The sequence below is a fragment of the Roseateles asaccharophilus genome (assembly GCF_031458115.1).
Lineage (GTDB): Bacteria > Pseudomonadota > Gammaproteobacteria > Burkholderiales > Burkholderiaceae_C > Pelomonas > Pelomonas asaccharophilus_A.
In genome coordinates this window covers 132565-155824 of sequence record NZ_JAVDXV010000001.1, presented here as the reverse complement: position 1 = coordinate 155824, position 23260 = coordinate 132565, and the positions used below count along the sequence as shown (strand labels likewise).

Here is a 23260-nt window from a genome sequence, read left to right as displayed (position 1 = left end):
TGGACAGCGAATGGTCATGCCGCCCTACCTCTACAACGCCCCGCAGCGCCCCGGCCTGCTGGTGCGCCTGATCATCGCCACCGGTCGTCAGGCCGGTCCCAGCGCCTGAGTTTGCGCCGCTCAGCCGCCCGTCAGGGCAGCAATGCGGCGGCAGAGGCCATCTCACGCCGCACCAGCGCTTCGATGCGCCCCTCCCGATGCAGGCGTTCGGCCGCGGCATTGAACTGCGCCAGCAGCGCGGCCACCGACTCCTGCAGCCGATGCGCGGCCAGATGGATGGGTGTCGCACCCAGTGGCACCGGGCTCTCGACCACCCGCCCCGCGTAGGCCGGCGCACGTGCCAGCAGCCGGCCGCCCAGTTCGGTCGCCACCACGTAGTCCAGCCGGCCACGCAGCAGCTTGGCGAAATTGAGCGAATCGGACGCCACCTCCTCGCAAAGAAAGTCGCCGCGGCGGCGCCCGCCATCGAACTCGTCGCCATATGACCAGCCGCGTATCACGCCGACCCGCTTGCCCCCCAGGTCGGCGATGCCACGGTAGGGCGCGCCGCCCGAGAAAACCGCCAGCTTTTCCAGGAAATAGGGCTGGCTGAACAGCCAGCGCTGTTCGCGCTCGGGCGTGCGTATGACCGCGCCAGCCCACATGTGGCTGGCATCGACGGCCGACAACATACGCTTGAACGGTAGGGCCTGCAGTTCGCACTCCAGCCCCAGGGACGCGAACGCCGCAGCCACCACGGCTGGATAGATGCCACGCGCCGCGGGCATGCCCCCGACGCTGTACATCGTCGGCGGGCTGCCTTCATCGAAGCCGATGGCCAGCGGGCGCAAAGCCTGGCCCCCGACCGGCTCGGCCAGCAAGGCACACGCGGCGAGGCAGTGTCTGCGCTTCAACGTGTTTCTCCCGTTGCTGCCATCCTAGCCCCGCCGCGGGTGTCGGCCACGGATCAGCACAGCCGGCAGGTCGCCTCACGTCACTAAGGCGGCGGCAACCGTCAGAATGTCGCCATGCCCGTCACCCTCACCGGCCAACTCGTCGTCGCGATCTCGTCCCGCGCCCTCTTCGATTTCGAGGCCGAGAACGAGGTCTTCGAGGCCGGCGACGATCGCGCCTACATGGCCTTGCAGCAGCAGCACCTGGACGTGCCCGCGCCGCCGGGTGTCGCGTTCTCGCTGGTAAAGAAGCTGCTGGCCTTCAACGCCGGCGGCACGCCGCGCGTGGAGGTGGTGGTGCTGTCGCGCAACGACCCGATCTCGGGCATGCGCGTGTTCCGCTCGGCCCGGCATTACGGCCTGCCCATTGAGCGCGGCGTGTTCACGCGCGGCGCGTCGCCGTGGCGCTACTTGAAGCCGCTGTCGGCGCAGCTGTTCCTGTCCACCAACGAGGCCGACGTGCGCCAGGCGCTGGCTGCCGGCGTGGCCGCGGCGCGCGTGATGCCGCTGGCCGCGCGCGCGTCGGCGGCGCATCCGGACGAGTTGCGCATCGCCTTCGACGGCGACGCGGTGCTGTTCTCCGACGAGGCCGAGCAGGTCTACCAACGCGACGGTCTGGCCGCGTTCCGGGAGCATGAGCGCGCCCGCGCAAGCCAGCCGTTGCCGGCCGGCCCGTTCAAACCGGTGCTGGAGGCGCTGCACCGGCTGCAGCAGTCGCCGGACCTGCGCATACGCACGGCGCTGGTCACCGCGCGCAGCGCACCAGCCCACGAGCGCGCGATACGCACGCTGATGGACTGGCAGATCGAGGTCGACGAGGCCATGTTCCTCGGCGGCCTGGCGAAGGGAGAGTTCCTGCGCGAGTTCGAGCCGGACTTCTTCTTCGACGACCAGGTGGGTCATGTCGAGAGCGCGGCGGTCCACGTACCGGCCGGGCAGGTGACGATGGGGATCGCGGCCACCTGATTCAGGGTTCTCACCAGAGGCGTGACGAATCGCCGGTCCCAGGGTCCGGCCCCACAATCGCGCCTCCTCGAGGAGAACCCATGCCCCGTTTGCCACTTGCCGCCCTCACCGCGGCGCTGTGCTGGGCCGGCGCCACCAGCGCCTGGGCCAGCACCAACGGCTTCTACCGCCAGCCCGCCCTGCAGGGCGACCAAATCTATTTCGTCGCCGAGGGCGACCTCTGGCGTGTCGGCACGCCGGGCGGCCACGCGCTGCGGCTGACCACGCACCCGGGCCAGGAAAGCCAGCCCGCCGTGTCGCCCGACGGCAAGTGGCTGGCCTTCACCGGCCAGTACGACGGCGGCACCGAGATCTACCTGATGCCCACGGCCGGCGGCCCGCCCAGGCGGCTGACCTGGGAAGGCGGCGGCATGCGCGTGTGGGGCTTCAGCGCGGCCGGCGAGGTGATCTACACCAGCCTGGATGCCCGCCCCGGCGCCCAGCTGTTCGCGCTGGACGTGAAGACCGGCCAGCGCCGCCAGCTGCCGGTGGGCCAGGCCAGCGACGGCGCGCTGAGCGCCGACGGCCGCACGCTGTACTTCACGCGCAGCGGCCTGCGCGGCGACAACGCGCGCCAGTACCGCGGCGGCGCGATGTCGCGGCTGTGGTCGCTGGACCTGAGCGGCAGCGCCGAAGCCAAGCCGCTGCTGCCCGAGGGCAACAACGACAAGCGCCCCATGCCCTACGGCGCCGCGGGCCAGCAACGCATCGCCTTCCTGTCGGACCGCGACGGCACGGTCAACGTCTGGAGCGTGGACGCCCGCGGTGGCGACCTGCGCCAGCACACGCGGCACAGGGGCTGGGACATCCGCCACGCATCGCTGGACGGCAGCCGCATGGTCTATGCACTGGGCGCGGACCTGTACGCCGCCGATCTCGCGCAGACCGGCGCACCGCAGAAGCTCGGCATCGCGCTGGGCGGCGACTTCGACCAGACGCGCGAACGCTGGGTCAAGAAGCCGCAGGACTTCCTGACCGACACGTCCTTCGCGCCCAATGGCGAGCGCGTGCTGCTGGCCGCCCGCGGCCACCTGGCCACGCAGGGCGTGCAGCAACTGCGCCGCGCCGAGCTGCCGCAGCCGGCCGACGGCCGCTGCGTCAAGGGCGAGTTCAGCTCGGACAGCAAGAGCGTGTTCGCCACCTGCGACTTCAGCGGCGAGACCGAGATCTGGCGCTTCGCGGCCAATGGCACGGGCAAGCCCGAGCAGCTCACGCGTGGCGCGGCGACCCAGCGCCGCGACCTGCTGCCGTCGCCGGACGGCCGCTGGCTCGCGCACACGGACAAGGAAGGCCATGTCTGGCTGACCGACCTGAAGACCCAGTCCACCCGCGAGATCGCACGCGGCACCTTCAACGACACACCGCTGCTGCAAGGCTTCAGCGCCGACGGCAAGGTGCTGGCCTGGACCGTGTCGCTGCGCCACGGCGACCGCAACCAGCTGCAGCTGCACCAGATTGCAGAGAACCGCACGCACACGCTGACCAGCGACCGCTTCGACGTCAGCGGCGCCAGCTTCAGCCCGGACGGCCAGTGGCTGTACTTCGCATCGGCGCGCAACTTCGTGACGACAGGCAACCCCAGCCCCTGGGGTGACCGCAACACCGGCCCGTTCTTCGGCTTCCGCACCAAGCTCTATGCGCTGGCGCTGCAGCCGGACCTGCGCTCGCCGTTCGCGGCCAAGGACGAGTTGGAATCGGCCACCGAGAAGAAGGCCGACGAGCAGCGCGCCGAGGACCGCAAGGCCACCGACAAAAACCCCACCGAGCGCAAGCCCGACGCCAAGGACGACAAGAAGCCCGAGGACAAGAAGGACGAGAAGAAGGGCAAGCCCGCCATCGTCTTCGACGGCTTGGCCGAGCGCCTGTACGAACTGCCCGTGCCGGCCGGCAACTACCGCGCGCTGCGCGCCGACGGCAAGCGGCTGTGGTTCCTGGACCGGGATCTCGACAACAAGAGCCAGCTGAAATCCATCGCCATCGACAACCAGGGCGGCCCCGCCGAGATCCTGGCGCAGGATGTGCGTGCCTACGAGCTCAGCGCCGACGGCAAGAAGCTGATGCTGGTGCGCAACCAGGGCCAGGGCGCCCCTGAGGTGCTGATCGTGGAGGCCGCACCCAAGCTGCCGACCGATCTGGCCAAGCTGCAGGTGCGCTGGAGCGACTGGCAGATCGCCACGCAGCCGCGCGCCGAATGGAAGCAGATGTTCGCCGACGCCTGGCGCCTGCACCGCGACCACTTCTACGACAAGGACATGCACGGCGTGGACTGGGCCGCCATGCGCGCCAAGTACGAGCCGCTGGTGGACCGCATCACCGACCGCTTCGAGCTGGCCGAGCTGATGGCGCAGATGGTGTCGGAGCTGGGCGCGCTGCACAGCCAGGTGGGCCCGGGCGACACGCGCGACGCCGGCGAGGTGCCGGGGCTGGCCGGCCTGGGCGGCCGCTTCTCCAAGGGGCCGGACGGCTGGCGCATCGACGCGATCTACGCGCACGACGCAGAGCTGCCGTCCGACGCGCCGCCGCTGGCCGCGGCGGGCCTGGGGCTGAAGGTGGGTGATGTCATCACGGCCATCAACGGCCGCCCCACCGTCGACGCGCCGCACATGCTGGAGCTGCTGCGCGGCCAGGCGGGCCGGCAGGTGCTGCTGGACGTGAAGCTGGCCGCGGGCGGCAAGACGGTGCAGCGCATCGTCACGCCGGTGGCGCAACTGCGCGAGAACCAGCTGCGCTACAACGACTGGCGCGTCAGCCGCGCCCGTGTGGTGGAGAAGGCCGGCCAGGGCCGCATCGGCTACGTGCACCTGCGCGCGATGGGCGCCGCCGACATCGCTGATTTCGTGCGCGAGTACTACGCCGCCGGCGACCGCGACGGCCTCATCATCGACGTGCGCTACAACAACGGCGGCAACATCGACAGCTGGGTGCTGGAGAAGCTGCTGCGCCGCGCCTGGGCGTTCTGGCAACCGCGATCGCCGGCCGGCGCGGCGGTCTACCCGAACATGCAGAACGTCTACCGCGGCCACACGGTCGTGCTGATGAACGAGGACACCTACTCCGACGGCGAGACCCTGGCCGAAGGCTTCAAGCGCCTGAAGCTGGGCCCCGTCATCGGCCGCCAGAGTTCCGGCGCCGGCGTGTGGCTGTCGGACGGCAACCGCCTGATCGACAACGGCATCATGCGCGCCGCCGAATTCGGCCAGATGGGTGCGGACGGCCGCTTCCTCATCGAGGGCATAGGCGTGAAGCCCGACGTGGACGTCGACAACCTGCCGCGTGCCACCTTCATGGGCCAGGACGCGCAGCTGGAAGCGGCCATCGCGGCGCTGAAGAAGAAGATCGCCGAGGAGCCGGTGCCGGTCGTCAAGCCGGGGGCGTACCCGCGGCCGGTGAAGCCGTAAAGCAACAAAGGGAGGCCGCGGCCTCCCTCTGCTTTTGTCGCCGCTCGCAAGCTGGCACCATGGACCCAGCCTCGTCGCCCCGACGCAGGCACGGATGCTGGGAGACCTCATGGGAATGAAGCTCGCGACCTTGTCCGGCAGCGCAGAACCGGAACCCCTGATGGACGTCAACACGACGCCGCTGATCGACGTGATGCTGGTGCTGTTGGTGATGCTGATCATCACCATCCCGATGCAACTGCACACGCTGCCGCTGACGATCGGGGGGAAGCCCGCCACTGCAGATGCACCCAAACCGGTGGTTCACGTTGTCTCCATCGACTTCGACGGCCGTCTGCACTGGAACGATGAGCCCCTGGCCGACCGGGCGGCACTGGACGCGAAGATGCAGGACGTGGGCCGCCTGGCCCTGGCTGCGCAGCCCGAGGTGCACGTCAAGCCGAACAAGCTGGCCGACTACGGCGCCTTCGCTGCCGTGATGGCCTCGGCCCGGAACCACAACGTGCAGAAGATGGGCGTCGTGGGGAACGAGCGGTTCATCCATTAGCCGCCGGCAAGGCGCCCACAAAAAAGGGAGGCCACGGCCTCCCTTCGTCTTTGGCCCAGCGCCACTCAGCTCAGCACGACACGCGCGAACTTGCGCTTGCCGACCTGCAGCACATGCTCGCCAGCGTCGAGCTTCACGCCCTTGTCGGCGATCACCTCGCCGGCGCGGCGCACGCCGCCCTGCTCGATCATGCGCAGGCCCTCGCTGGTGGACGCCACCAGGCCGGCCGCCTTCAGCACCTGGGCGATGCCCATCGGCGCACCGCTCAGCTGCACTTCGGGAATCTCGTCCGGAATCCCGCCCTTGGAGCGGTTGATGAAGTCCTGCTCCGCCGCATCGGCGGCCGCCGCGCTGTGGAAGCGCGCCGTGATCTCCTTGGCCAGCGCGACCTTGGCGTCCTTGGGGTTGCGCCCGCCTTCCACCTCGGCCTTCAGCGCGGCGATCTCGGCGATGGACTTGAACGACAGCAGGTCGTACCACTTCCACATCTGCACATCGCTGATGGACAGGATCTTGGCGAACATCGTGTTCGGCGCTTCCGTGATGCCGATGTAGTTGTTCTTGGACTTGGACATCTTCTCGACGCCGTCCAGCCCCTCCAGCAGCGGCATGGTCAGGATGCACTGCGGCTCCTGGCCGTACTCCTGCTGCAGGTGGCGGCCCATCAGCAGGTTGAACTTCTGGTCGGTGCCGCCCAGTTCCAGGTCGCTTTTCAGCGCCACCGAGTCGTAGCCCTGCATCAGCGGGTACAGGAACTCGTGCACCGAGATGGGCGTGCCGGCCGCGAAGCGCTTCGTGAAGTCGTCGCGTTCCATCATGCGGGCCACCGTGTACTTGGCGGCCAGCTGGATCATGCCCACCGCGCCCAGCGGCTCGCTCCACTCGGAGTTGTAGCGAATCTCCGTCTTCGCCGGGTCCAGCACCAGTTTGGCCTGGGCGTAGTAGGTCTCGGCGTTGGCCTGGATCTGTTCCTTGGTCAGCGGCGGGCGCGTCGCGTTGCGGCCGGACGGGTCACCGATCAGCGACGTGAAGTCGCCGATCAGGAAGATGACCTGGTGGCCCAGGTCCTGCAACTGGCGCATCTTGTTCAGCACCACCGTGTGGCCGACGTGGATGTCCGGCGCCGTCGGGTCCAGGCCCAGCTTGATGCGCAGCGGCACGCCGGTGGCGGCCGAGCGGGCCAGCTTCCTGGTCCATTCGGCTTCCGGCAGCAACTCGTCGACCCCGCGGCGCGTAATGGCCAGGGCCTCCTGGACGGCATCGGTGACGGGAAACTTGGCGTCGTTGGACATGGCGCAGCGCCATTCGGCAACAAGCCGAATGAAATTGTTAAGTTATTGATCTATCGGGGTAAACCGGCATCCCAAGTAGGACAACGCCGTTAGAATTCACCCTTCGAACCGGGGGTGTTGCTTCAACACAACCGAGCAGGATTTTAAGGCCGCGCAGCGATGCGGCCCTTCGCGTGGAACCGGCCTAGCCGGGATTGCCCCAGCGACAACCCCGGGAAGCCGAGAGTGACCGCAGTCGAAAGACGTCTCAAGCAAGTACAAGCCGTGCTGAAAGGCGCGGAAAACTTCGCCGCCCGGCACCCCCGCGCGCTGACCGCCTCCGTCGTGAGCGCGCTGAGCTGCTTCGCCGTGACCGCCTTCGGCATCGCGCCCATGGCGCCCGACGCCGCTGAGCTGCCCAAGCGCACCGTCGTCGAGACGCTGGCGCCGGTGGACATCGAAGCCCAGCTGGACCAGTTGGCCAGCCACAGCATCGGCCTGACACGCGCCGAGGCCACGCGCTCCAGCGACACCCCCGACAGCCTGCTGCGCCGCGCCGGTGCTTTCGACCCGGCAGCCGCCGCCTTCCTGCGCAGCGAGCCGCTGGCCCGCCGCATCTTCCAGGGCCGTGCCGGCCGCATGGTGCATGTGACGGCCGACGCGGCCGGCCTGGTGCAGAAGATCGTCGTGCGCTTCCCGGCCGAGAAGGTCGAGCAGCAAGGAAGTCACTTCACGCGCCTGAGCATCGAGCGCGACGGCAGCCGTTTCACGGCCCGCACCGAGGCCGCGCCGCTGCAGGCCCAGATCGCGCTGGGCAGCGGCAGCATCCGCAGCTCGCTGTTCGCCGCCACCGACGACGCCAAGATCCCCGACAGCATCGCGTCGCAGATGGCCGACATGTTCTCGGGCGATATCGACTTCCATCGCGAACTGCGCAAGGGCGACCGCTTCAGCGTCGTCTACGAAATGCTGACCGCCGACGGCGAGCCAGTGACCTGGGACGGCGGCGCCGGCCGCCTGCTGGCGGGCGAGTTCACGAACAACGGCCGCACCTACTCGGCGGTCTATTTCAAGGACAGCGCCTCCGGCAAGGCCAGCTTCTACGGCTTTGACGGCCAGAGCAAGCGCCGCGCCTTCCTGGCCAGCCCGATGGAGTTCTCGCGCATCACCTCCGGGTTCGCGATGCGTTTCCACCCCATCCACAAGACCTGGCGCCAGCACAACGGCGTGGACTACGGCGCGCCGACCGGCACGGCCGTGCGCTCGGTCGGCGACGGCGTGGTGGACACCGCAGGCTGGCAGAACGGCTTCGGCAACGTCGTTCACGTGCGCCACAGCGGCGACCGCACCACCGTCTACGCCCACCTGAGCAAGATCGACGTGAAGAAGGGCCAGCGCATCGAGCAAGGCCAGCGCGTCGGCGCCGTTGGCGCCACCGGCTGGGCCACCGGCCCGCACCTGCACTTCGAGTTCCGCGTTGGCGGCCGCCACATGGACCCGCGCGCCATCGCCCGCGCGTCCGAGGCCATCACGCTGCCCAGCTACGCCAAGACGCAGTTCCTGCAGACCGTCGCCAGCGTGAAGACCCAGCTGGCCGTCGCGGAAACGATGGATGGCGTCTCCGCTGCCGAGTAAGTCCGACGCCCTCTACATCGGGCTGATGTCGGGCACGTCGCTCGACGGCGTCGATGCGGTGCTGTTCGACGGGCAGGCCGTGCTGGGCCATGTCCATGCCCCCTTTCCGCCCGCGCTGCGCGACGAGTTGCTGGCGCTGAACGCGCCCGGCGCCAACGAGTTGCATCGCGCCGCGCTCGCGGCCAACGGTATCGCGCGCAGCTACGCCGACGTCACGGCCCAGTTGCTGGAGGCGACCGGCCACCGACGCGAGGACATCACCGCGCTGGGCGCCCACGGCCAGACCGTGCGCCACCGCCCCGACGGCTTCGACGGCTACACGACGCAATTGCTGAACGGCGCGCTGCTGGCCGAGCAGGCCGGCATTGATGTCGTCTGCGACCTGCGCAGCCGCGACGTCGCCGCTGGCGGCCAGGGTGCGCCGCTGGTGCCAGCCTTCCACCGCGCATTCTTTGGCGTCGCGGATCGCGACGTGGCCGCGCTGAACCTGGGCGGCATCGCCAACCTCAGCCTGCTGTTCACCGACGGCAGCACGGGCGGCTTCGACACCGGCCCGGCCAACTGCCTGATGGACGGCTGGATCGCCCGTCACCGCGGGCTGGCCTTCGACGCCGACGGCGCCTGGGCCGCGACGGGTCAGGTGCTGCCCGAGCTGCTGACCGTGCTGCTGGCCGAATCCTTCTTCGCGCTGGCGCCACCCAAGAGCACCGGCCGCGACCTCTTCCACCTTGACTGGCTGGACGCGCGCCTGTCGCCGGGCCAGGCACCCGAGGACGTACAGGCCACGCTGCTGGAGCTGACCGCGCGCAGCGCGGCGGAGGCACTGAAGGCACAGATGCCTGGCGCCACCTCGCTGATCGCCTGCGGCGGCGGCGCGCGCAACGGACGCCTAATGCAGCGCCTGGCTGAACTGCTGCCCGGCGTTGCCATCACCAGCAGTGCCGAGCTGGGCCTGCCGGTGGATCAGGTCGAAGCCGCCGCTTTCGCCTGGCTGGCGCAATGCTTCAAAGAAAAACGGCCGGGCAATCTGCCGGCCGTTACTGGAGCCGCGGGGCTCCGCATCCTCGGGGCGCTGTACCCGAGCTGAAGACTATGCGGGACGGAACACCGCCGCGCAGCGGCCAGTTCTGTCCCCAACTGGTCAGACTTAGACGGAGAAGCTGGAGCCGCAACCACAGGTGGTCGTGGCATTCGGGTTCTTGATGACGAACTGGGCGCCCTGCAGATCTTCCTTGTAGTCGATCTCGGCGCCGGTCAGGTACTGCAGGCTCATCGAATCGATCAGCAGCGTCACGCCGTTCTTCTGCATCTGCGTATCGTCGTCGTTGACGGCCTCGTCGAACGTGAAGCCGTACTGGAAGCCCGAGCAACCGCCGCCCTGCACGAACACGCGCAGTTTCAGGTCCGGGTTGCCTTCCTCGGCCACCAGATCGCGCACCTTGTCGGCGGCGCTGTCGGTGAAGACCAGGGGCACGGGGATGTCGGTGGGGAGGGTATCAAGCACGGCGCTCATGGCGGGCTCCTGTGAATCTGTGCAGAGACGAATATGGGGATTGTCGACGGAAAAACAAAAGGCCGCATGACGCGGCCTTTTGACAAGTCGAGAAGCGATTAACGCTTGCTGAACTGCTTGCGGCGACGGGCGCCGTGCAGACCGACCTTCTTACGCTCGACTTCACGCGCGTCACGCGTGACGAAGCCAGCGCGGCTCAGTTCGGGCTTCAGGGCTGCGTCGTAATCGATCAGCGCACGGGTGATGCCCAGGCGCAGGGCGCCGGCTTGGCCAGATTCGCCACCACCGTGCACGTTCACCTTGATGTCGAAGGCTTCACCATTGTTCGTCAGCAGCAGGGGCTGCTTGGCGATCATGATGGAGGTGCCGCGGCCAAAGTAGCTCTCGATGGGCTTGCCGTTGACGACGATCTGGCCCGTGCCCTTCTTGATGAAGACGCGAGCGACCGACGACTTGCGGCGGCCAGTACCGTAATTCCAGTTTCCGATCATGGCCGTTCCTTAGATCTCGAGAGCCTTGGGCTGCTGAGCGGTGTGCGGGTGCGAGGGACCAGCGTAGACCTTCAGCTTCTTGACCATGGCGTAACCCAGCGGGCCCTTGGGCAGCATGCCCTTGACGGCCTTCTCCAGCGCGCGGCCGGGGTGCTTGGCTTGCATGTCCTTGAACTTCGTGGCGTAGATGCCGCCAGGGAAGCCCGAGTGACGGTAGTACACCTTGTCGGTGGCCTTGTTGCCGGTGACGCGGAGCTTGTCGGCGTTGACGATGACGATGAAATCACCGGTGTCGACGTGAGGCGTGTAGATGGCCTTGTGCTTGCCGCGCAAACGGAGTGCCACTTCGCTGGCAACACGTCCGAGCACCTTGTCGGTGGCGTCAATCACAAACCACTCGTGCGTCACCTCGGCCGGCTTGGCGCTGAAGGTCTTCATGAGTTACTTTCGATTGGCCGGCCCTGAAAAAAGAGCCGGCAATGGATGGCTGAACTTTGGCCGGCCTCGGTGCTGTGTCTGTTGCACAGCCTCTCGGACGGTTCTTTCCCGCAGCCTTTGACGGAAAAGCCCGCGAGTGTAGCAGCCTGACCCGTGGCCTGGAAGGGCTGAAGGCGTTAACCTTGCCACAACCGCCTCACACCATGCCCCGGAAACCGCGAGCCACCGCCAAATCCGCCGAACCCACGACGGACTGGGGTCAGGAATTGGCCGCTTTCGGGCCCGACCCACAGCCGCCCGAACCGCCCGCCCCGCCAGCTTCGGATGAACCGGGGCGCCTGGCCGCCGCCCGCGCGGCCCTGGAGAGACTGGCCACCTGGGTGCCGATACGCTCGCTGGCACGCCGGCACCGGCGCCGCATCGTGGACCACCTGCTGTCACTGACGCCGCAGGACCGCTATCTGCGCTTCGGCTATGGCGCGTCCGACGAACAGATCCGCCACTACGCGCAAGGGATCGACTTCAACCGCGACGAGGTGCTGGGCATCTTCAACCGCCGGTTGCAGTTGGTGGCGCTGGCTCATCTGGCATACGGACAGCCCTTGCCGGGCGGGTCGGGTCGCACGATGGCGGAGTTCGGCGTGTCGGTGCTGGCCCAGGCCCGCGGGCGTGGTCTGGGGCGGCGCCTGTTCGACACCGCCGCGCTGCACGCCCGCAACCGCGGCATCGACACGATGTTCATCCACGCGCTCAGCGAGAACCGCCCCATGCTGCGCATCGCCACGGCGGCTGGCGCCACGGTCGAGCGGGACGGCAGCGAGTCCGAGGCCTGGCTGCGCCTGCCGCCGGACACGGTCGGCTCCCAGGTCGAGCAGGCGCTGGACCGCCACCTGGGCGAACTGGACTTCCAGTTCAAGCGCCAAGCGCGGGCGCTGAGCGACTTTGTCGACAGCGTCGCTGAGGTCAAGTCGCATTTCGATACGTCGGGGCGTGCCGCCAAGGAATAACGTCCGGCGTCCAGGCACCCGTAACAGATTCCAGCCCCCTCACCCCGGGGGAATCGGGAATAGCGAGTGATGCCTTGTAACCTGATTACGCTACATTGCCCTCCACACGCCGCTTTGGGTCGGCGATGCCGCCTGAATCCGCGATGGATCTGCCTTACGCCACCTACTGGATAGCTGCACTGGCCGCCTGCGTGCTCGGGCTGGCCATCAGCTTGGTGTGGGCGTTAAGGCGCCCGGCCTATGCCAACAAGGGCCTGCCGGCGGAGTGGTCGCTAACTGCCAGGCCGGTGTTCACCACCGACGAGCGCCGCGTGTTCCGGCTGCTGCGCGAGGCGCTGCCGCACCACGTCGTGCTGTCCAAGCTGCCGCTGGTGCGTTTCTGCCAGCCCACCGAAGCCAAGGAAGTGCGCTACTGGTTCGACCTGCTGGGCGCCTCTCACGTGACGTTCGCCGTCTGCAGCCCCAACGGCCGCGTGCTGGCCGCCATCGACCTGGACGGCGAGCGCGGCGTGACGGCGCGTGCGCTGCAGATCAAGCATGCGGTGCTGTCGGCATGCCGGGTGCGCTACCTGCGCTGCGCGCCCGACCAGTTGCCCAGCATCGCCGAGTTGCAGCTGCTGGTCCCCCAGGGCAGCAACACGCGCGGCCCGCTGCCGGCACCGGCAGCCACGGCCCAGCTGCCGCGCCGCCGCACCGGCATGGCCAGCAGCCTGGGCGTCGGCGGCGAGGACGAATTCAGCAGCGACTGGGGCCAGTTCTCGCAGCCGCTGCCACTCTGGCAGGACGCCAACGCCTTCAGCGGCGGGCATGACGGCTATGCCGAGCCGCACCCCGCTCGCCGCCCTGTGCTGGGCAACGCCGCGCAACAGCAGCGCCGCGCCCCACCGCGCGATCTGGACGCCGCCCGCTACAACCCGCGCCATCTGCCGGTGCTGGACGACGCCGACGACGAGGCCATGATGGACGACATCGTGGGCGTGGTCGTCGACGCGCCGCGCTACGCCACCGACCGGCCGCGCCGCCGGTGACGGTTCTTCTTTCTTCATCCCGGCGACACTCGCCGGATGCACCACGCGATCCCTGACCTCAGCTTCGGCGACCTGACGCCGGAGTTCATGCTCGACGCCCTCGATGCCACGGGCCTACGCGCCGACGGCCGGCTGCTGCAGCTCAACTCCTTCGAGAACCGCGTGCTGATGCTGCATCTGGAGGACGGTGGCGCGGCGGTGGCCAAGTTCTACCGCCCGGCGCGCTGGAGCGATGCGCAGATCCTGGAGGAACACGCCTTCGCGGCCGAGCTGGCCACCGCCGAGGTGCCGGTGGCCGCGCCCTGGACGCTCGAGGGCGGCTCCACGCTGTTTCACTACCAAGGCCAACGCCTGGCCGTCACGCCGCGCCAGGGCGGCCGCGGGCCCGAGTTGGAAGACCCCGAGGTGCTGCGCTGGATAGGCCGGCTGCTGGCCCGCCTGCATGGCGTGGGCCGGCAAAAGCCGTTCGCCGAGCGCCTGTCCTGGGCCAGCGCCGCGCCGGCCCAGACCGCGCGCGACTGGCTGATGGCCAACGAAGCCATCCCGCCCGAGATCGCGCCCACCTGGGACGACGCCGCGCAGCGCTGCATCGCCGCCATCCAGGCCGCCTTCGACAGCCTGCCCGACCTGCAGCTGACGCGCCTGCACGGTGACTGCCACCCCGGCAACATCCTGTGGACGCCGGACCGCGGCCCGCATTTCGTGGACCTGGACGACGCCGTCATGGGCCCGGTCGTGCAGGACCTGTGGATGCTGCTGCCCGGCGAGCCCGACGCGGCCCGCCAGCTGCTGAACGCCGTGCTGGATGGCTACGAGCAGGTCGCCGAGTTCGACGACCGCGAGCTGCGCCTCATCGAGCCGCTGCGCACGCTGCGCATGATCCACCACAGCGCCTGGCTGGCGCGACGCTGGGGCGACCCGGCCTTCCCGGTCGCGTTCCCGTGGTTCGGTACGCCCAACTACTGGCTGGATCAGGTCGCCAAGCTGCGCGAGCAGCTGGAGGCCATGAAGCCGCGGGATGCGGCGCCGACGCTGACCCGCGACGAGGACGTCGTGGATTTCGACGGCGACGGTTTTTCCTAACGCCAGGCGCCGGGCGTCTCGTTGGTCGCCACGGCCACGTCGGCCCGTGAGGCGTCCAGCGGACGGATCTCCAGGGTCAGGCCGTACTGCAGGCACGGGTTTTCCGCAGCGATCGCGGCAGCCTGCTCCAGCGTCTCGGCAACGATGAACCAGTAGCCACCCACCCATTCCTTGGTCTCGGCGAAGGGACCATCGGTGATCAGCCCCCGGGCCACGACGCGGGCGCCGGGCTCCAGCCGGCTGCCGGGCTTGAGCCGCCCCTGCGCCAGACCTTGCTCGTACCAGACGTAGAAGGCATCGATGGCCTGCTGCACCGCCTGCGGGCTGGCGTCCTCGTCCCACTGGCCGCGGGACAGCACCAGATAGTCATTCAGCGGCATGGCAGGCTCCAGAGGGGTGGGAACGCGCCGGATGCTAGCGGCAAGCCGGCGTCGATTGGCAGAAAATACTGGATATACATACAGTATTGTGATCTGATCCAAGCTCCGTTTCCTTCCTCTGCCGTCCCCGCCTCGGCCATGCAGCCCGCTCCCTTTCCCGTTTCCGATGCCCCGCCGCGCCCGGTGTCGCCGCTGGACGATGTGCGCCTGCAAGGCCGGCTGTGGCGCGGCAGCAGCCTGGGCGCGACGGTCGACCCCACGCTGCCCAGCGGCTTCACGGCGCTGGACGCCGAACTCCCCGGCGGCGGCTGGCCGCTGCGAGCAGTCACCGAGCTGCTGACCCCACAGTTCGGCGTGCTGGAGTGGCGGCTGCTGGCGCCGGCGCTGCGCGACTGGTGGGCGGGCCAGGCGTTGCCGGCCGCTACGCCCAGCCGCCGCACTCGCATGGCGGCATCGCCCCTGCGCCCATTGCTGCTCATCAACCCACCGCACACGCCTCACCTGCCGGGGCTGCAGACCCTGGGCCTGCCGCCGTCGGCGCTGATCTGGGTCTCGCCCGCCACGCCGGCCCAGACGCCGTGGGCGGCCGAGCAGGCCATCAAGTCCCGCGTGGCCGTGCTGGCCTGGCTGCCCGAGGCGCGGCCGGAGCAGATCCGCCGGCTGCAGGTCTGCGCGCTGGGCTCGGATGCGCCCGCCTTCCTCGTGCGGCCGGAACGCGCAGGCCAGCAGTCCTCGGCCGCGCCGCTGCGCCTGGTGGTGCAGCCGGGCGAGGGCTGGACTTTGAACGTGCGCCTGCTCAAGCGCCGCGGGCCCGCGCACGAGGGCTGGCTGGCGCTGCCGGCCGTGCCGGGCGCGGTGGAGCCGCTGCTGACGGCCGCCAAGCGCCTGCCCCTGCCATCGCCCATTCCGGCGCCGGCTCTCGAGCCGGCCCCGCTTCCCACGGAGCGCCACGATGCGCTGGCTCGCCCTGTGCTGCACGCCTGATGCACCGGCCGGCGACACCGACGCCCTGGCCTGGCTGACGCTGAGCTTCACGCCGCGCGTGGCGCGGCTGGAAGAGGCGGTCGTCGCGGAGGTGTCGGGCAGCCTGCGGCTGTTCCGGGGCGCGCGAGCGCTGCGCGAGCGGCTGCAGGCCCGGGCGGCCGAGGCCGGGTTGGCGCTGAGCGCCACCGCCTGGGCGCCGACCGCGCTGGCCGCGCTGGCGCTGCTGCGCAGCCCGCAGCGCCCATCCCGTGGCCCCTTGAGCGAACGACTGGACGCGCTGCCACTGCCCGCGCTCACGGCCGCCCAGGCCCACCACGCGATGCTGTCCCGCCTGGGCTGCACCCGGTTGGGCGAACTGCGCCGACTGCCCCGCCCTGCGCTGGCCAAACGCTTCGGCCCGGCGCTGCTGACCGCGCTGGACCAAGCCTACGGCGACCTGCCCGAGGTGCACGACTGGCTGACGCTGCCCGACCGCTTCGACGCGCGGCTGGAGCTGCCCTACCGCGTCGAACACGCGCCCGTGCTGCTGCATCACGCCGAAGTGCTGCTGCGCCAGCTCTGCGCCTTTCTCGCCGCGCGGCACGCCGGCGTGCGCGCGCTGCGCCTGGCCTGGCAGTACGACGCCATGCGCCCACGCGACGTGACCGGCAGCGGCGAGATCGACATCGCCACGGCAGACACGACACGCGACCTGCGCCGCCTGACGCGGCTGCTGGCCGAGCACCTGGCCCGCACCACGCTGGCCGCGCCGGCCGGCGAGATCACGCTGACCGCGGAGCACCTGCTGCCGCTGCAGGAACTGAGCGCCGGCCTGCTGCCGGGCGCCCACGAGGCGCAGGAGCACACAACGACGAACGCGCTGCTGGAGCGGCTGTCCGTGCGCCTGGGCGCCGGGCAGGTGCGCGAAGGCCAGTTGCGCGAGGACCACCGCCTCGCCGAGATGCAACGCTGGCAGCCCTGGCCGGCCGCACCCACTGCGCTCGTGCGCCGCCCGCCCGGCCCCCAGCCCACCTGGCTGGTCGAGCCGCCCCAGCCGCTGCGCAGCGATGCGCAGGAGCATCCCACCTATGCCGGGCCGCTGACGCGCATCAGTGGCCCGCACCGCATCGAGGCCGGCTGGTGGCAAGGCGCCAGCGGCCTGCAAGCGCGTGACTACTACGTCTACCGCAGCGCCGCTCGCGGGCTGCTGTGGGTCTATCACCAGCGGCCGTCATCCAGCACGCCGGCCTCGGGCTGGTTCCTGCATGGGGTGTTCGCATGAGCCCGCCCATGTCGGACCGCGACGAGCGGCTGGCCCTGCTGCGCCAGCAAGGCGTGGCTTCGGAAGCCGATCTGCGCCGCACCGCGGATGGCTGGCTGCCGGCCCTGCCGGGCCACCGCAAGGACATCCCGCGCTATGCCGAGCTGCACTGCCTGTCGGCCTTCAGCTTCCTGCGCGGCGCGTCCGAGCCGGCCGAGTTGGTGGAGCGCGCCTGCGAGCTGGGCTACGAGGCGCTGGCCATCACCGACGAGTGCTCGCTGGCCGGCGTCGTGCGCGCGCACAAGCGGCTGCGCGAGTTGCGTGAAGCCTCACACCACGAACTCAAGCAAGCGGCCAAGGAAGCAGGCGAACCCGAGGACGACATCCCGCAGCCCGCGTTGATGAAGCTGCTGATAGGCAGCGAGTTCCTCGTGCGCGACGACACGGGCACGCCGCGCTTCAAGCTCGTGCTGATTGCGCAAAACCTCAACGGCTACGGCAACCTCAGCCAGTTCATCACGCGGCTGCGGCGCGCCAGCCCGGTCAAGGGCGAGTACACGCTGCAATGGCGCCAGATCGCACCCGAGCAGCTGGCCGACTGCCTGGTCCTGCTGGTGCCGCCACGCGACGCCAGCGACGCCGAGCTGCTGCCGCCCGCGCACTGGCTGCTGCAGCATTTCACCGGCCGCGCCTGGATTGCCGTCGAGCTGCTGCGTGAGGCCAGCGACGCGCTGTGGCTGCAGCGGCTGCAAGCCTTGTCCGACGACACCGCGCTGCCGCTGGTCGCCGCCGGCGACGTGCACTTCCATGTGCGCTCGCGCAAGGCGCTGCAGGACGTGATGACCGCCACGCGGCTGGGCCGCTCAGTGGCCGAGTGCGGCTTCGACCTGCAGCCCAATGCCGAGCGGCATCTGCGCAGCGGCTACCGCATATCGCGGGTGTACCCGGAGGCGTTGATGCGCGAGACGCTGCACGTCGCGGCGCGGTGCGAGTTCAGCCTCAACGAGATCCGCTACCAGTATCCCAGCGAGGTAGTGCCTGCGGGCACGACGCCTCGCAAGCATCTGCGAGCACTCACCTATGAGGGTGCAGAGAAGCGCTGGCCTTGGTCCAAGGGCGGCGTTCCCGACAGATGGAAATTCCGCATCGAATACGAACTGGAGTTGATCGAGGCCCTGGGCTACGAACACTACTTCCTGACCGTCGCAGACACGGTCCGGTTCGCGCGCAGCATCGACATCCTCTGCCAGGGCCGAGGCTCCGCCGCCAACAGCATCGTCTGCTACTGCCTGCACGTCACGTCGGTGGACCCTGACCGCAGCACGCTGCTGTTCGAACGCTTCATCAGCCGCGAGCGCAACGAGCCGCCCGACATCGACGTCGACTTCGAGCACGAGCGTCGTGAGGAGGTCATCCAGTACCTCTACGACAAGTACGGCCGCGACCGCGCCGCGCTGACCGCCGTCGTCATCTGCTACCGCCCCAAGAGCGCCATCCGCGACGTGGGCAAGGCGCTGGGCTTCAGTGAAGAACAGCTCGACGTGATGAGCAACGACCACAGCGGCTGGTCCACCCAGGTGCTGCCCGAGGAGCACCGCCTCGCGCTGCTGCAACAGCTGGGCCTGCCCGATGACGACCCGCGCCTGCAGCAGCTCATCACGCTGGGCCGCCAGCTCAACGGTCTGCCCCGCCACCTCTCGCAGCACGTCGGCGGCTTTGTGCTGACCGAGGGGCCGCTGGAACGGCTCGTGCCGATCGAGAACGCGACGATGAAGGACCGCAGCGTCATCGAATGGGACAAGGACGACATCGACGAATTGAAGATGATGAAGGTGGACGTGCTGGCGCTGGGCATGCTCACCGCCATCAAGAAGTGCTTCGACCTCGTCAATCCGATGCGCGGCACGGCCATCGACCTGACCATCCCGGACAACGACACCGCCACCTACGACATGATCTGCGCGGCCGACACCATCGGCGTGTTCCAGATCGAGAGCCGGGCACAGATGTCCATGCTGCCGCGGCTGCGGCCGCGCAAGTACTACGACCTGGTGGTCGAGGTCGCCATCGTCCGGCCCGGGCCCATCGAGGGCGGCATGGTCCACCCCTACCTGAAGAACCGACTGCTGCCCAAGGACCAGATCAAGTACCCCAAGGACGAACTGAAGGACGCGCTGGACCGCACCTGCGGTGTGCCGATCTTCCAGGAGCAGGTCATGCAGATCGCGATGATCGCGGCCGGTTTCTCGGCCGGCGAGGCCGATGAATTGCGTCGCGCGATGGCCGCCTGGAAGCGCCCCGGCGTGCTGGACAAGTACTACGACAAGGTCGTCAGCGGCATGAGGAAGAACGGCTACGAGGACGCCTTTGCCGAGAGCATCTTCCGCCAGATCAAAGGCTTCTCCAGCTACGGCTTCCCCGAGTCCCACGCCGCCAGCTTCGCGCTGCTGACCTACGTCAGCTCCTGGCTCAAATGCCACGAGCCGGCGGCTTTTCTGTGTGCGCTGCTGAACTCGCAGCCTCTGGGCTTCTACTCCCCCAGCCAGCTGGTGCAGGACGCACGCCGGCACCGCGTCGACGTGCGGTCCATCGACGTGAATCACAGTGGCTACGACAGCTCTCTCGAGCCGAGAGACGGTGAGCACCAGCCCGCGGTGCGACTGGGCCTGCGCCTCGTCAGCGGCCTGGGCAAGGAGGCCGCCCAGCGCATTGAAGCCGCCCACGCGCAAAGCCCCTTCACCCACCCGCAAGACCTGGCCTACCGAGCCCGCCTCACGCAAGCCGACATGCAGCACCTCGCCGCGGCCGACGCGCTGACCTCGCTGGCCGGCCACCGCCGCCAACAGGTCTGGCAGGCCTCGGCGCTGCACGCCGTGCCGGAGCTGCTGCAAGGCAGCCTGTTGCCCGAGGACGACCTCGCGCTGCCAGCGGCCCGCGAGGGCGAAGAGGTGCTGTGGGACTACGCCGCCACCGGCCTCACGCTGCGCCGCCACCCGCTGGCGCTGCTGCGCCCGCGCCTGGCCAAGCAAGGCCTGCTGAGCGCAAAGCAGCTCGACGCCGTGAAAAGCGGCCGCCGCGCCAAGGCCTGCGGCATCGTCACCGGCCGCCAGAAGCCGCAGACGGCCAAGGGCACGCTGTTCGTCACGCTGGAAGACGAGACCGGCAACGTGCAGGTCATCGTCTGGCCCAAGGTCTACGAGGAGCACCGCAGCACCATCCTGGGCGCGCGGCTGCTGGCGGTGCAAGGCGTGTGGCAGCGCGGCGATGGCGATGTGCGCCACCTGCTGGCGCAAGGCTTTACAAATCTCAACCCGCTGCTGGGCCGCTTGCCGACGGAAAGTCGGGATTTCCGTTGACGCCGCACCCGAAATCCCGGGGCGGTGTAAGTTGCGCCCCGTCTGCCGCGACGCAACACCATCCGCTGCCGAGAACACCCATGCTGATCCGTACGCCCTTCGCCCACGAGCCCCTGCCCAGCGAGATCACGCCCCGCTCGGCCTACCTGAACCGCCGCACGCTGATCGCCGGCCTGGGCGCCGCCGCGACCTCGCCGCTGGCGCTGGCGCAGTCCGCCCCCGGTGGCGGCAAGCTGGCCAAGCTACCCGGCACCCGCTCGGCCGTGGCCGGCGCGATGGTGTTGGACAAGCCCACCAGCTACGCCGACGCCACCTCGTACAACAACTTCTACGAATTCGGCACCGACAAGTCCGACCCCGCCGAGCGCGCCCACACGCTGAAGCCGCGGCCGTGGACCGTATCCGTCGAAGGCGAGTGCGCCAAGCCCGGCCGCTACGACCTCGACGCGCTGCTCAAGCTCAGCGCCATGGAGGAGCGCATCTACCGGCTGCGCTGCGTGGAGGGCTGGAGCATGGTGATCCCGTGGGTGGGCTACTCGCTGTCCGAGCTGATCAAGCGCGCCGAGCCCACGGGCAAGGGCAGGTTCGTCGAGTTCACGACGCTGGCCGACCGCGCGCAGATGCCCGGCCTGCGCTCGCCGGTGCTGGACTGGCCCTATGTCGAGGCGCTGCGCATGGACGAGGCCATGCACCCGCTGGCGCTGCTGACCTTCGGCATGTACGGCGAGGTGCTGCCCAACCAGAACGGCGCGCCGGTGCGCATCGTGCTGCCGTGGAAGTACGGCTTCAAGTCGGCCAAGAGCATCGTCAAGATCCGCTTCGTCGAGAAGCAGCCACGCAGCAGCTGGGAGCAGAGCGCTCCGCAGGAGTACGGCTTCTATTCCAACGTGAACCCCAACGTGCCCCATCCGCGCTGGAGCCAGGCAACCGAGCGCCGCATCGGCGAGGACGGCCTGTTCGCGAAGAAGCGGCCCACGCTGATGTTCAACGGCTATGAGCCGCAGGTGGGGCAGCTCTACGCGGGCATGGATCTCAAGAAGTTCTACTGATGAAGCGAGCGATCTCCGCCGCGCTGCTGCACCCCGTCGCCAAGCCCCTGCTGTTCCTGCTGTGCCTGCTGCCGCTGGGCTGGTTGGTCTATGGCGCCATCGCCAACCAGCTGGGCGCGAACCCGGCGGAGGCCATCATCCGCGGGCTGGGCGACTGGACGCTGCGCGGCCTGTGGCTCACCTTGGCCATCACGCCCTTGCGCGAACTGACCGGTCTCGCGGCGCTGGCTCGCTTTCGCCGCATGCTGGGCGTGTTCAGCTTCTTCTACGCATCGCTACACCTGCTGGCCTATGGCTGGCTGGACCAGGGGCTGGACCTGGCCGAGATCGCCGCCGACATCGCCAAGCGCCCCTTCATCCTGATGGGCTTCCTGGCCTGGGCGCTGATGCTGCCGTTGGCGGCCACCAGCTTCAACCGCGCCATCAAGGCCCTGGGCGCCAAGCGCTGGCAGGCGCTGCACAAGGCCGTCTACGCGGTCGCCGTCATCGGCCTGATGCACTTCATATGGATGCGCGCCGGCAAGAGCAATTTCGCCGAGCCCGCCGTCTACGGCGTGATCCTTGCCGCGCTGCTGGGGTGGCGGGTCTACCGGCGGATGCGCAGGAAATAGCTCCGGCTGGGATAATCCGGCGCTTTGCCCGGCTGCCCCATGCCCGACTCCACCTCCATCGACGTTGCCATCCTCGGCGGCGGCCCCGCGGGCTGCAGCGCCGCGTCGTGGCTCGCGCAGCTGGGGTTGAGCACGCTGCTGGTCGAGCGCGAGCCGCAGCTGTGCGCCGCTTTGCGCGGCCTGGACTTCCGCCAGGACTGGGTGCTGGGCCAGCCCGCCTCGGCGCTGGCCGACCTGGCACTGAGCTATGCCCGGCAGGTTGAAACCATGCCCGGCATCACGTTGCGCCTGGGCAGCACGGCCGAAGCGGCCCGCCACGCGGCCGGCGCCTGGACGCTGCAGCTGGCCAGCGGCGAACATGTGCACGCCCGCGCGCTGCTGGTCGCGACCGGTCTGCGGCTGCTGCGGCCGGCGCGCTATTTCGCCGTGCCTCACCCGCGCGTGCTGGACGCCACCGCGCTGACCACGCGCCGCGACACGCTGACGCCCGGCCGTGCACTGCTGCTCGGCGCCGGCGACAACGCGGCCGAGAACGCGCTGTTCCTGGCCGATCGCGGCTTTGACGTGACGCTGTGGGCGCGCGGCAGCTGGCGCGCGCAGGTCCACCTCATCAACCGCGTCGAGGCCCATCCGCGCATCCAGCTGCGCCTTGCCACGCCGCTGCCCGACGGGCTGCGGCCCGACGACACGGGCGTGACCGTCGGCGACGAGCGCTTCGACGTCGTTGCCGCGCTGCTGGGCTTCGAGCCCGAGCCCTCCGCCTTCCGACTGCTCAGCGAGCACGACCGCCCGCACGCCTTCGTCGCCGGCGACGCCAGCGCACGCTGGCACCCGTGCGTGCAGACGGCGCTGGCCGACGGCGTGCAGGCCGCCAAGCTCATCGAGCAGGCGCTGCGCCCCGAAGCCGCCTCCGCCGCGCCGCAGCGCTTCAACAACCGCCAGGTCATCCACCTGCAAGGCCTGCGCTTCAAGGCCAACCTGGGCATCCTGGACTTCGAGCGCACCGGCCCGCAGCCCATCCAGGTGGACGCCGAGGTCAACCTCGGCGCGCTGCCCATCGTCGCGCGCGACGCCGACATCGGCCGCGTGCTGGACTACCGCCGCATCCGCGCCGCCATCATCGACGAGTGCACCACCGAGCACACCGACCTCGTCGAGGCGCTGGTGGGCAAGCTCAGCAACCGCCTGATGAGCCTGACCGGCGTCGTCGGCGTGCGCGTGAAGCTGACCAAGCTCGAAATTTTTCCCGACTGCGAAGTCGCCGTAAGTTCAGAAACCGGAATCTGGTGAAC

Annotated in this window: 20 protein-coding genes and 1 pseudogene; 15 read left to right on the top strand and 6 right to left on the bottom strand. The window is 69.4% G+C overall.

The features are described from left to right. Positions 1-131 precede the first annotated feature (131 nt). Complete coding sequence (locus J2X21_RS00725) at positions 132-893, bottom strand: substrate-binding periplasmic protein (RefSeq protein ID WP_310323655.1); 762 nt, start codon at positions 891-893, stop codon at positions 132-134. Positions 894-1007: 114 nt separating this feature from the next. Between J2X21_RS00725 and J2X21_RS00720 the strand changes: the two genes are divergently transcribed. The 3 genes from J2X21_RS00720 (at position 1008) to J2X21_RS00710 (ending at position 5882) form a co-directional block, all read left to right on the top strand. Next, on the top strand, positions 1008-1898 hold the full coding sequence (locus J2X21_RS00720) for a 5'-nucleotidase (protein ID WP_310323653.1): 891 nt from the start codon (positions 1008-1010) through the stop codon (positions 1896-1898). Positions 1899-1978: 80 nt separating this feature from the next. Next, on the top strand, positions 1979-5335 hold the full coding sequence (locus J2X21_RS00715) for a S41 family peptidase (protein ID WP_310323651.1): 3357 nt from the start codon (positions 1979-1981) through the stop codon (positions 5333-5335). Between the two features lie 109 nt (positions 5336-5444). Beyond that, entirely contained in the window at positions 5445-5882 is a 438-nt protein-coding gene (locus J2X21_RS00710) for an ExbD/TolR family protein (protein WP_310323649.1), read from the top strand. A gap of 65 nt (positions 5883-5947) precedes the next feature. On the opposite strand, the gene tyrS is transcribed toward J2X21_RS00710, so the two are convergent. Then, positions 5948-7174, bottom strand: coding sequence for a tyrosine--tRNA ligase (tyrS, locus tag J2X21_RS00705; protein WP_310323646.1), 1227 nt, complete (start codon positions 7172-7174; stop codon positions 5948-5950). Between the two features lie 264 nt (positions 7175-7438). Between tyrS and J2X21_RS00700 the strand changes: the two genes are divergently transcribed. Both J2X21_RS00700 and J2X21_RS00695 read left to right on the top strand, forming a co-directional pair. Continuing rightward, positions 7439-8788 carry a M23 family metallopeptidase gene (locus J2X21_RS00700; RefSeq protein ID WP_310323643.1) on the top strand — a complete coding sequence of 450 codons (1350 nt, stop codon included), beginning with the start codon at positions 7439-7441 and terminating at the stop codon, positions 8786-8788. Then, positions 8766-9875, top strand: a complete 1110-nt coding sequence (locus tag J2X21_RS00695) for an anhydro-N-acetylmuramic acid kinase (RefSeq protein WP_310323640.1) — start codon at positions 8766-8768, stop codon at positions 9873-9875. The genes J2X21_RS00700 and J2X21_RS00695 overlap by 23 nt, the downstream gene beginning before the upstream one ends. A gap of 60 nt (positions 9876-9935) precedes the next feature. On the opposite strand, the gene erpA is transcribed toward J2X21_RS00695, so the two are convergent. The 3 genes from erpA to rplM all read right to left on the bottom strand — a co-directional run bounded on the left by erpA (position 9936) and on the right by rplM (position 11230). Continuing rightward, positions 9936-10301 carry an iron-sulfur cluster insertion protein ErpA gene (gene erpA, locus J2X21_RS00690; protein WP_310323638.1) on the bottom strand — a complete coding sequence of 122 codons (366 nt, stop codon included), beginning with the start codon at positions 10299-10301 and terminating at the stop codon, positions 9936-9938. 98 nt (positions 10302-10399) lie between these two features. Continuing rightward, on the bottom strand, positions 10400-10792 hold the full coding sequence (gene rpsI, locus J2X21_RS00685; protein WP_268167288.1) for a 30S ribosomal protein S9: 393 nt from the start codon (positions 10790-10792) through the stop codon (positions 10400-10402). Between the two features lie 9 nt (positions 10793-10801). Then, entirely contained in the window at positions 10802-11230 is a 429-nt protein-coding gene (gene rplM, locus J2X21_RS00680) for a 50S ribosomal protein L13 (RefSeq protein ID WP_119043837.1), read from the bottom strand. Between the two features lie 203 nt (positions 11231-11433). Here rplM and J2X21_RS00675 point away from each other — a divergent pair, with 203 nt between their 5' ends. The 3 genes from J2X21_RS00675 to J2X21_RS00665 all read left to right on the top strand — a co-directional run bounded on the left by J2X21_RS00675 (position 11434) and on the right by J2X21_RS00665 (position 14348). Then, positions 11434-12237, top strand: a complete 804-nt coding sequence (locus J2X21_RS00675; protein WP_310323633.1) for a GNAT family N-acetyltransferase — start codon at positions 11434-11436, stop codon at positions 12235-12237. A gap of 143 nt (positions 12238-12380) precedes the next feature. Then, a complete protein-coding gene (locus tag J2X21_RS00670) occupies positions 12381-13265 on the top strand; it encodes a DUF2726 domain-containing protein (protein ID WP_310323630.1) in 885 nt (294 codons plus the stop codon). 36 nt (positions 13266-13301) lie between these two features. Next, positions 13302-14348 (top strand): serine/threonine protein kinase, encoded by a 1047-nt coding sequence (locus tag J2X21_RS00665; protein WP_310323628.1) that lies wholly within the window; start codon positions 13302-13304, stop codon positions 14346-14348. On the opposite strand, the gene J2X21_RS00660 is transcribed toward J2X21_RS00665, so the two are convergent. Next, on the bottom strand, positions 14345-14728 hold the full coding sequence (locus tag J2X21_RS00660; protein WP_310323626.1) for a YciI family protein: 384 nt from the start codon (positions 14726-14728) through the stop codon (positions 14345-14347). The genes J2X21_RS00665 and J2X21_RS00660 overlap by 4 nt on opposite strands. 138 nt (positions 14729-14866) lie before the next feature. On the opposite strand from J2X21_RS00660, the gene imuA reads away from it, so the two are divergent. The 7 genes and pseudogenes from imuA (at position 14867) to J2X21_RS00625 (ending at position 23258) form a co-directional block, all read left to right on the top strand. Beyond that, entirely contained in the window at positions 14867-15712 is an 846-nt protein-coding gene (gene imuA, locus J2X21_RS00655; RefSeq protein WP_310323624.1) for a translesion DNA synthesis-associated protein ImuA, read from the top strand. After that, the gene (locus J2X21_RS00650; RefSeq protein WP_310323621.1) at positions 15681-16973 is read left to right on the top strand and encodes a Y-family DNA polymerase; all 1293 of its coding nucleotides are present in this window, start codon (positions 15681-15683) and stop codon (positions 16971-16973) included. Before imuA ends, J2X21_RS00650 begins: the two co-directional genes overlap by 32 nt. Before the next feature lie 8 nt (positions 16974-16981). After that, complete coding sequence (locus tag J2X21_RS00645; protein WP_310323619.1) at positions 16982-20308, top strand: error-prone DNA polymerase; 3327 nt, start codon at positions 16982-16984, stop codon at positions 20306-20308. 80 nt (positions 20309-20388) lie between these two features. Continuing rightward, on the top strand, positions 20389-21357 hold the full coding sequence (msrP, locus tag J2X21_RS00640; protein WP_310323616.1) for a protein-methionine-sulfoxide reductase catalytic subunit MsrP: 969 nt from the start codon (positions 20389-20391) through the stop codon (positions 21355-21357). Beyond that, the gene (locus J2X21_RS00635) at positions 21357-21968 is read left to right on the top strand and encodes a protein-methionine-sulfoxide reductase heme-binding subunit MsrQ (protein ID WP_310323613.1); all 612 of its coding nucleotides are present in this window, start codon (positions 21357-21359) and stop codon (positions 21966-21968) included. Before msrP ends, J2X21_RS00635 begins: the two co-directional genes overlap by 1 nt. A gap of 39 nt (positions 21969-22007) precedes the next feature. Beyond that, a pseudogene (locus tag J2X21_RS00630) lies at positions 22008-22547 on the top strand (FAD-dependent oxidoreductase); the annotation flags it as partial. 312 nt (positions 22548-22859) lie between these two features. Beyond that, a complete protein-coding gene (locus J2X21_RS00625) occupies positions 22860-23258 on the top strand; it encodes a dihydroneopterin aldolase (protein ID WP_310325401.1) in 399 nt (132 codons plus the stop codon). Positions 23259-23260 lie beyond the last annotated feature (2 nt).